The sequence below is a fragment of the Synechococcus sp. Cruz CV12-2-Slac-r genome (assembly GCF_024346075.1).
Lineage (GTDB): Bacteria > Cyanobacteriota > Cyanobacteriia > PCC-6307 > Cyanobiaceae > Synechococcus_D.
The window spans coordinates 1-8,784 of record NZ_JAGQEK010000072.1 but is presented as its reverse complement, the minus strand read 5'-3'; the positions used below and the strand labels follow the sequence as shown (position 1 = coordinate 8,784).

Genomic DNA, 8,784 nt, shown 5'->3' with positions numbered 1-8,784 from the left:
GATGTATCGATTGCAAATTCAAATGCCAATAATGCCCTTGGTAATATTCAACCTTTTCTAAGTATATTTAGTAATTCTGGATGGGATAAAACATTTGGAGAGGGTAATGTTTCGGGCCCCGCAAATATGGGTTATGTTGTTGAAACTTTATCCCAAGATATTGGTTTGAATTTAAAATGGAATTTGTTTGATGGCGGCAAATCTGCAGCTCAAGCCCGCCAAAACCGCCAACTGGCAACGGAAAATACCTATAAATTTTCTAGCCAGCGTGATCAGATTCGTTACGAAGTAGAGCAGGCTTATTACAACCTTCAAGCTCAAATTCGTAATTTAATTACCACATCAAGGCAGGTGTTATCCACCCGAGAATCACTGCGCTTGGCCCGTTTGCGTTTCCAAGCCGGGGTGGGTACCCAACGCAATGTAGTTGATAGCCAGCGGGATACAACAAATGCTGAGGTTGAATACTCCAAATCTGTTACCACCTACAATACAAACGTTGCTCAACTAAGGCGTCGCACGGGCCTTGATCAGGTGTTGAGTTGCACCCAAACTAAATTGCCTGCATTACCACCTAATAAAGATCCAATAACAGATGTGCCCGTTATTCCGGTGCCCACCAATTCGCCTTGCTTAGTTCAAGCTGTTTCTCGATAGTTTTGCTTTGGTATCTTCTCGCTTGTTGTTTTTAGCATTAAGGCTCGGTTTGTTTCAAGCTTGCCTTGGGGCGCTAGCAGTGCTCACTTTGGGTATTTTTAATCGTTTATTAATTGATGATTTTCAAGTGCCAGCAGTGCTCACTGCTTTAGCTTTGGGTTGCCAACAACTTGTTGCATTTACGCGGGTTTGGTTTGGCAAACGCTCCGACCAGTGCCGCTGGGGAGGCTTGCGTCGTACCCCCTTCATTCTTGGCGGAGCAATTGCCTTTTGTTTGTTGTTTTGGCTTGCGGGCAGCACAGTGCTATGGGTTGCTAGTGCCGCCCAAGCGGGTGATAACGCTGCAGTTTTGTGGCGTTCTTTGCTGCTGGCGTTTGTTTTTCTGCTCTATGGCACCGCTATATCTGCCAGTTCCACTCCATTTGCGGCACTTCTAGTTGATATCACCAATGAACGGGAGCGTCCGGCTTTGGTTTCAGTTGTGTGGTCGATGCTCACCGTTGGCATCGTGGTTGGTGCAATTGTGGCGAGTCGTTTTCTTGGTAGTGCCTGCGCTAGCTCGGATTTAAGCCTTGTTGTGGCGGCAGTTCGCCAGCTCACCGTGGCAGCACCTCTAGTGATTTTTGGCTTGATTCTGCTTGCAGTTGTAGGGGTAGAGCCGCCGCTTGCTGCAACTCTTACGGCGAGCAAAACGCAGGAATTGGGTTTTGGCCAATCAATCAAGTTGCTGCGGGCTGATCCCCAGGTGACCTACTTCTTTTGCGTTCTTTGTTTATTTACTTTCAGTTTATTTTTGCAGGAAGCAGTGCTTGAACCCTATGGCGGCGCTGTTTTCAACATGACGTTGTGCGAAACAACAAGGCTCAATGCCCTTTGGGGTATGGGCACATTGGTTGGTATTGCAAGCACTGGTTTTTTATTGGTGCCAAGGCTTGGTCCGCAGCGAACGGCCCTAGTGGGGGGAGTGATATCGGCGATTTTTCTTGTGGCAATAGCTGCATCAGGCGCCTTGGGTTCAGTGCTGGTTTTTAAATTTGCCCTTGTTTTATTTGGCTATGGAGCAGGGGTTGGCACAAACGCCTGCCTTACCTTGATGCTGGGGCTCACCTCGCCTCAACTGGCGGGCACGTTTATTGGTTTATGGGGCTTAGCCCAGGCTTATTCCCGTGGCTTTGCCACAGTTGCAGGGGGAGGCTTACTTAGTTTATTTGGTGGCTTTTTTGGTAGCCAAAATAGCTATGGGGCTTATGCCAGTGTGTTCTTGTTACAGGCCGTTGGTTTGTTGCTGGCAGGAATTCTGCTATTGCGGGTGGATACAGCTTTATTCCAGCAAAGGGTGCAACGGGCCCTTGGCGATTTATTAGCCCTTGATCTTGATGCCTGAGCTGCAACTTTTGCCCCATTCCACCTTTCCTGCTGATCCCCAGTGGCAAGCCCTCCACGAACTGGTTGATCTGGTGGCAGAGCGCCAGCGGCTGGATTTTGGCCAGATCAGCAGCACCCAAAAACCAGATGGCAGCCTTGTTACAGCCTGTGATCAATGGAGCGACGCCACCTTGGAGGCAGGGCTCGCGAAGATCTTCCCGGGTGATGGATTGCTGAGCGAAGAAGGCAGCACGGTTGTGCCCCATGAGCTGAATTATTGGGTGGTAGATCCCCTCGATGGCACCACGAATTTCTCGGTGGGTTTGCCGATTTGGGCGATTTCAATGGCGCGTTTTTCAGCTGGCGTGCCAGTGGCTGCGATTTTAGATGTGCCCCCTTTGCGGCAGCGATTTGTTGCAGTTAAAGGCAAGGGGGTATGGCGTGATGGCGTGCCCCTTAGCAGCCCTGGGGGCCCTCGCCATGGCTGCAGTTGCGCAAGCCTTTGCACCCGTTCGCTGAAGGTTTTGAGCAGTTTGAACAGGCCCTTTCCAGCCAAAACCCGCATGCTGGGGGTGGCAAGCCTCAACCTTTTGGGGGTGGGTTTAGGCACCATGGTTGCGGCATTAGAGGCCACGCCAAAAGTGTGGGATATCGCAGCGGCTTGGTTGATGTTGCAGGAATTGCAATGCCCCTTGCAATCTTTGGCGGGCCCCGCTTTCCCTTTAATCGCTGGAGCAGCGGAAGCGGAAACCAGTTATCCCATCCTCACCGCTTGCAACCAAGAGCAATTAGAGCGATTTATGCCCTGGGCTTTGGCCTTGAACTAACGCGCGAGAGTATTTAATTTAAGGATATTTAATTTAAGGATTTTCAATTCCTAATTCCAGCCATACCGCTTGCAGCAAGCTTGTGAGCCCATTGCCAGTGGCAGCAGAAATCAGTAATACCTTTTGATTGAGTTCAGCTTCAAGAATTTTTTGGGTTTCTAATTGCTCCTCTGGATTTAATAATTCGCATTTACTTAGCACCGTTATGCGGGGCCGCTCCGGCAGGCCATGGCCATAGGCATGCAATTCATTTAAGAGCGTGATCGCATCAGCTAATGGTTCGCCTGCACCGCAATCCACTAGGTGAATTAATAGCTTTGTGCGTTCAATATGACGCAAAAAATCCATACCCAATCCAGCCCCTTGCGCTGCTCCAGCGATCAGGCCGGGGATGTCTGCAAATACGGTGCCATCTCCACTGGGGCGCCTTACCACTCCAAGGTTTGGTACCAGGGTGGTGAAAGGATAATCAGCAATTTTAGGGCGGGCACTAGATAACACCGAAATCAATGTACTTTTGCCTGCATTAGGCATTCCCACTAGCCCCACTTCAGCGAGCAGTTTCAGTTCTAATTGCAGCTCTCTTTCTTCTCCATCTTTTCCTTCTGTGAACTTTTCTGGTGCTCTATTGCGGTTACTTAGATAATGGGCATTACCAAGGCCGCCCTTACCGCCTTTGGCGATTATTAATGTTTCCCCTTCCTCTGTTAGATCGCCAAGCAGCATGCCGCTGGGCAGTTCTCGCACCTCAGTGCCACAGGGCACTTTAATTATCAGATCGTTTGCACTGGCGCCAGTTGATTTGTTTGGTCCGCCCCTGCGGCCATCTGTTGCTTCAAATAGGCGTTTGTATTTGAAATCAAGCAATGTTTGCAGGTTGCTATCTGCAACCATCACCACATCAGCGCCCCAGCCACCGTCTCCCCCCGATGGTCCGCCGGCGGGTACATATTTTTCACGGCGGAAAGCGGCAATGCCGTCGCCGCCACGGCCGGCCTTCACGGCAATCATGGCCTGGTCGATGAACTGCAAAATGCCGTAGCCAATCCACCATTAAAGTTGAACAACTCGCCCTGCCCATTTGGCTGAGGTTGAATTTCGAGATTTACGTAAGCAATACCCTCCCCGCCGCGGGGGAGAGGCGGTTGAAGTGTTGCGTGGAATTGATCTAAAAATCCGTGATGGCGAATTCTTAGTGCTGGTTGGCCCTTCCGGTTGCGGTAAAAGCACCTTGTTGAGGCTTTTGGCTGGATTAGAAAATCCCAGCAGTGGTGATGTTTTTGTTGGTGGTCGCAACGTAACTTCCACGCCCCCATCGCGCCGGGATGTGGCGATGGTTTTTCAAAGTTATGCCCTTTATCCCCACTTAACAGTTGCTGAAAATATTGCCTTTGGGCTAAGGCGCAGTGGTTTTCGCAGCTTTGGGCAGCAATTGCGCGATTGGTTTGCTCGCACCACCACGTTGATTCACTCCCCCCGTGAACAGCTGATAAAACAGCGGCTGCAGCGAGTGGCAGAGATGCTTGATCTTGGCCCCCTTTTAGATCGCTTGCCCAAGGAGTTGTCTGGGGGCCAAAAGCAAAGGGTGGCTTTGGGAAGAGCAATTGCTCGCGAACCGGCGGTGTTTTTAATGGACGAGCCACTCAGTAATTTGGATGCCAAATTGCGGGGTGATACCCGCCGGCAAATTGTTGATTTGCAGCATTCACTTGGTGTTACTACAGTTTATGTAACCCACGATCAGGTGGAAGCGATGACCATGGGCCATCGCATTGCCGTACTTAATGGCGGTTGTTTGCAACAGCTCGGCACACCTATGGAGTTGTATCAACAGCCAGCAAATTTATTTGTTGCGCAATTCATTGGTTCGCCTCCGATGAACCTGCTGGCGGTGGAGGTGGTTTCAGCCGAACAGGTGCTCTTAGGGGGGCGCCGCTTGTTGCTTGAACCTAAGGAATCTCACTTATTGCATGCATTCCAAGGCCAAGTGCTAACCGCTGGTTTGCGGCCTGAAAAGTTGCGCTTAGCCCCTGCCACCAATCGCAATCTTCCTGCGGTAATCGAGCAGATTGAAGCTCTTGGTAATGAAGTGTTAGTAGCGGCTGTTCTGCAGGAAAGTGGTGAGAAGGTTCAGTTCCGAGCTGCGCCAGCTGCCTCTTTGCAACTTGGCCAAGCAATTCATTTGGAAGTTGATCCAAGTGGCTGGAGTCTTTTTGATAAGGATGGGCTAGCCCTAGGCGTGCCCAATCAAGCTGATAACACTCCGCAATTACCCAGGTTCGAGCTGGAGGGTTGAATGATCGATCCCCAGTTGGGCAAGGGCGCCTTTGGCGTTGTGCAGTAATTCCATATCGTTTACCGCTTGAGGATTTCGCAAAATATGGGCGGTGAGGGCCGTTTGAGAGGTACTCGTGCCCCACACGTGAATGTGATGAACCCCCGCCACCCCAGGCAGCGCAGCCAAGGTGCTTTCAACTTTTTCCATATCTATACCTGGGGGAACCCCATCAAGGGCTACCACCACCGACTGTCTCAGCAACTTCCAGCCGGTCCAAGCAACAGCTAATCCCACGATGATGCCCGTAAAGGGATCCAACCATTGAATACCGGTGAATTGAACTAAAAGAGCGCTTACAAACACCGCCCCGCTAACAGCTGCATCAGTGAGCAGGTGCACCACCGCCGCTTTTTTATTCAGGTCGTGGTTGTGATTATGGCCAAATAAACGGGCTGAACCCAAATTCACAAGTATTCCAATAAAAGCAGCTATCGCAACTGGGCCAGCCGTAACTTCAACCGGTTTTGCAAAACGTTGTAGCCCCTCAACGATTATCACCGCTGAGGCCATCAAAATAAAGCTGGAATTAATCATCGCGGCCAGCTGGGTGCTGCGGCCAAAGCCATAGGTGAATTGTTTGTTGGCGGGCCTTGCGCTTAGGTGTTCGGCTCCCCAGCCAAGTAGTAAGCCGGCCACATCGCCAAGGTTGTGCAGGGCATCGCCAATTAAGGCAAGGGAGCCAAAGCCGATGCCGATAGCCAGTTGCAAACCTGAAAGGGCGCTATTGAGCAGCACACTCCAGCGAAATGCCGCTGGGTTGCCGTCGCGATGCTCGTGCTGAATCTCCTTTGGTAGCCGCTGGCGGCTTACTGCAGGATGTTGTTGGTGGCTCTGCTTGTGGTCTGCCATTGATAAATTGAGTTAACGCAGCCAAACAACGCTGCATCCAGGGCCCCCCTCATCTTGGGTGGCATCGCAAACTTTGTCCACGTAGGCCAAGCCTTCAAGCCAGCTGCGCAGACCCCGTTTCAAGCGGCCACTACCAACCCCATGCACCACCCAAAGGGTGCCGCGGCAACGGCGCAGATGTTCTTCTACCAATGCTTCCGCTTCATGAACCCGCATGCCGCGCACGTCGACGCTGTTACGGCTAGTGCGAATGCTGCTGCTTGCTGCACTTTTTACATCAACAGGAATAAAAGCCAAGGCCTTTTGAGGTGGGGCTGGCGGAACCGCTTTTTCCCCTTGCAAACCTTCAATTCCCTCAAGTGGCACGGTGAGCCTGAGCACCCCACAGCGCAGTTGTAGTTCCTTTCCCCCATCGGCGATAGCTAGCACTTCGGCAGCTTTGCCAAGGCTTAGCAGCCGCACGCGATCCCCCACTGAAGGCATCCAACCTTTGGGTTGTTGGTTTGCAACAACGCTTCGATGGGTAGCTTCGAGTAATTTCAGCCGCTGGCCGGCCGTGCGGGCATCTTCCCCGCCGGCATTGCCTTGTCGCAACCGCCGGATTAGCTGCCGCACCTCCTTTTGACCTTCGCGGATTGAACCCACCAATTGGGTGCGTGCTTGCCCCTGCTGTTCAAGCTTGATTTGCTGTTGCTGCAGCCAGCGTTGCTGCAATTCTTCGTGCAGTAGTTCCGCCCGCATCAGTAGTGCTGCTGCTTCTTCTGCTGCTTCCTGTTGCCGTTGCCGTTGCGCTTCAAGGCCGCTGATCACACTATTTACGGTGCTGGTGCCTTGGTTTTCCAAAAGGGTTGCGGCTGCTTGCAACACCGCCTCGGGTAAACCCAAACGCCGTGCAACAGCTAGGGCGTTGCTGCGGCCTGGAATCCCCCAGAGCAACCGATAGGTGGGGCGAAGGCTGGCTTCATCGAATTCCACCGAGGCATTTTCAAAGCGTGGGTCGTTGTATTTGAGTGCTTTTAATTCACCGAAATGGGTAGTAGCAACCGAGAGCTGCACCGTTGCCGCCAGTTGTTGCAGCAAGGCGGTTGCTAGAGCACTGCCTTCGCTGGGATCGGTGCCGGCCCCCACTTCATCGAGCAGCACTAGAGCCGGCGCTAAGCCTTCGCCATTGCGGGATTGCAGCGCTTCGATGGCAGCCAGGATCCGGGCGATCCGTTTCACATGGCCGCTGAAGGTGGAAAGGTTTTGTTGCAGCGATTGTTCATCGCCGATATCCGCTAAAACCGCTGCGCACCACGGCACTTTTGCGGTGCCAACGCAGGGCAAAAACAATCCCGCCCGTGCCATCAAAGCCGCAAGACCAAGACTTTTAAGTGCAACGGTTTTGCCGCCAGTGTTTGGGCCCGTGATTGCCACCACCCTCAAGTTGGGATCAATTTGCAGGCTCACTGGCACTACGGGCTGACCCCCTTCGCGCCGTTCTTGCCACATCAGCAGCGGATGGCGCAATTCCCGCAATTGCCAGTGCTGGCCGCCAAGTTCAGGTTTTACGGCACCAAGCCAGCTGCTGTATCGAGCCCGGGCAAGGCCCATATCCAGCCGGCCTAAACATTTTTGTAAGGCCAGCAGCGAATCTATTTCTGCGCCAACGGCAGCACTGAGCTGGAGCAATATGCGCCGTTCTGCTTCCCGTTCCTGCGCTTCCAGTTCTGCGATGCGATTACCAAGGGAAATCACTACCTGTGGTTCGATAAAAACGGTGCCGCCGGAGGCGGAACTATCGTGAACTTGGCCTTGAAATTGCGCAGCTGCGCTGGCCTTCACCGCCAGCACAGGCCTGCCATGGCGTTGAGCGATCACATTGTCTTGTAATTGAGCAGCTAAGCGCCTCAGTAAATCTTGCAAACGTTGCTGCCGCTCTTGGCGTTGGCCCAGTAATTGACGCCTCAAACCCTCAAGGCTTGAACTGGCTCGATCTGCCACCCGCCCACCATCTTCTAGAGCAAAACGTAATTTCTGCTCCAGTTCTGGCAGGGTGCGTAATCCCTCCAGTAGAGCGGTGGTAACGGGTCGCAGCAAAGGATCATCGATTTGACGCCGCAAACGTCTTGCGGCTGCCAGGGTTTCTGCGAGCTCCAGCAGGGCTTCACCGCTGGCGCAACCCCCCTTGGCGCAAAGTTTTAGGAAATTGGTTAGATCAACCACTCCAACAAAACTGAGCCCTCCTTCTAGAAGGCCATCAAGGCCCAGCAGCTCTGTGGTTTCAGTTAGTAAGCGTTGGGCTTCCTTTTGCTCTGAGGCAAGAGGTAGGGCAAGGCAAAGCTGCCGCCCCAGCTCACAACTGGCAAATTGCGCTAGTTGTGCCGCTAGCCGCTCCCACTCCAGTAATTGGAGTGTTTCCGCTGCAATATCAACAGTGCTTTGCATCCCCTTCCAGGTTGCTTGGAATCCCTCCTGGGGGTTCGTAGAGCATTTCTAACCAGTTGCCTTCTGAATCTTGCAGGTAAAAACTGGCGGTGCCATCGCGATGCTCAAGGATTGAGCCGCAGCTATGGCCTGCGCTTTGTAGTTGGCTGTGAATGGCATCAATTTCAGAGCGAACCTTGAAATGGAACGCGAAATGGGGCCCTGCCGCCTTATAACCCGGCCCCAGCAGGGCTAACCCATCGGCGCCAGCCGTTAGGTAAGCCCAATCGCTGGCATCCCACACCAACTGCATGCCAAGGCTTAGGTAAAAAGACTTTGCTC

General features: G+C 52.7%; 8 protein-coding genes. 4 read left to right on the top strand and 4 right to left on the bottom strand.

Translation table 11 applies throughout. The annotated features are described in order from the left end of the window. The 3 genes from KB557_RS06990 to KB557_RS06980 form a co-directional block, all read left to right on the top strand. A partial coding sequence (locus tag KB557_RS06990) for a TolC family protein (RefSeq protein WP_255132662.1) occupies positions 1 to 657 on the top strand: 657 nt, incomplete at its 5' end. Positions 658 to 664: 7 nt separating this feature from the next. Beyond that, positions 665 to 2,041 carry a BCD family MFS transporter gene (locus KB557_RS06985; RefSeq protein ID WP_255132660.1) on the top strand — a complete coding sequence of 459 codons (1,377 nt, stop codon included), beginning with the start codon at positions 665 to 667 and terminating at the stop codon, positions 2,039 to 2,041. Then, on the top strand, positions 2,034 to 2,849 hold the full coding sequence (locus KB557_RS06980; protein ID WP_255132658.1) for an inositol monophosphatase family protein: 816 nt from the start codon (positions 2,034 to 2,036) through the stop codon (positions 2,847 to 2,849). Before KB557_RS06985 ends, KB557_RS06980 begins: the two co-directional genes overlap by 8 nt. 33 nt (positions 2,850 to 2,882) lie before the next feature. On the opposite strand, the gene obgE is transcribed toward KB557_RS06980, so the two are convergent. Next, positions 2,883 to 3,881, bottom strand: coding sequence for a GTPase ObgE (gene obgE, locus KB557_RS06975; RefSeq protein WP_255132656.1), 999 nt, complete (start codon positions 3,879 to 3,881; stop codon positions 2,883 to 2,885). A 49-nt stretch (positions 3,882 to 3,930) separates the two neighbouring features. On the opposite strand from obgE, the gene KB557_RS06970 reads away from it, so the two are divergent. Further along, the gene (locus KB557_RS06970) at positions 3,931 to 5,145 is read left to right on the top strand and encodes an ABC transporter ATP-binding protein (protein ID WP_295475418.1); all 1,215 of its coding nucleotides are present in this window, start codon (positions 3,931 to 3,933) and stop codon (positions 5,143 to 5,145) included. Here the strand turns inward: KB557_RS06970 and KB557_RS06965 are convergent. The 3 genes from KB557_RS06965 to KB557_RS06955 all read right to left on the bottom strand — a co-directional run. Next, complete coding sequence (locus KB557_RS06965; protein ID WP_255132653.1) at positions 5,119 to 6,036, bottom strand: cation diffusion facilitator family transporter; 918 nt, start codon at positions 6,034 to 6,036, stop codon at positions 5,119 to 5,121. The genes KB557_RS06970 and KB557_RS06965 overlap by 27 nt on opposite strands. Before the next feature lie 12 nt (positions 6,037 to 6,048). Then, positions 6,049 to 8,463, bottom strand: a complete 2,415-nt coding sequence (locus KB557_RS06960; RefSeq protein WP_255132651.1) for an endonuclease MutS2 — start codon at positions 8,461 to 8,463, stop codon at positions 6,049 to 6,051. Beyond that, a partial coding sequence (locus KB557_RS06955; RefSeq protein ID WP_255132649.1) for a VOC family protein occupies positions 8,447 to 8,784 on the bottom strand: 338 nt, incomplete at its 5' end. The genes KB557_RS06955 and KB557_RS06960, both read right to left, overlap by 17 nt.

Excerpts from the sequence above, each read along its gene's own strand:
- KB557_RS06960 (WP_255132651.1), bottom strand. The coding sequence starts at position 8,463 with ATGCAAAGCACTGTTGATATTGCAGCGGAAACACTCCAATTACTGGAG.
- KB557_RS06980 (WP_255132658.1), top strand. The coding sequence starts at position 2,034 with ATGCCTGAGCTGCAACTTTTGCCCCATTCCACCTTTCCTGCTGATCCC.
- KB557_RS06965 (WP_255132653.1), bottom strand. The coding sequence starts at position 6,036 with ATGGCAGACCACAAGCAGAGCCACCAACAACATCCTGCAGTAAGCCGC.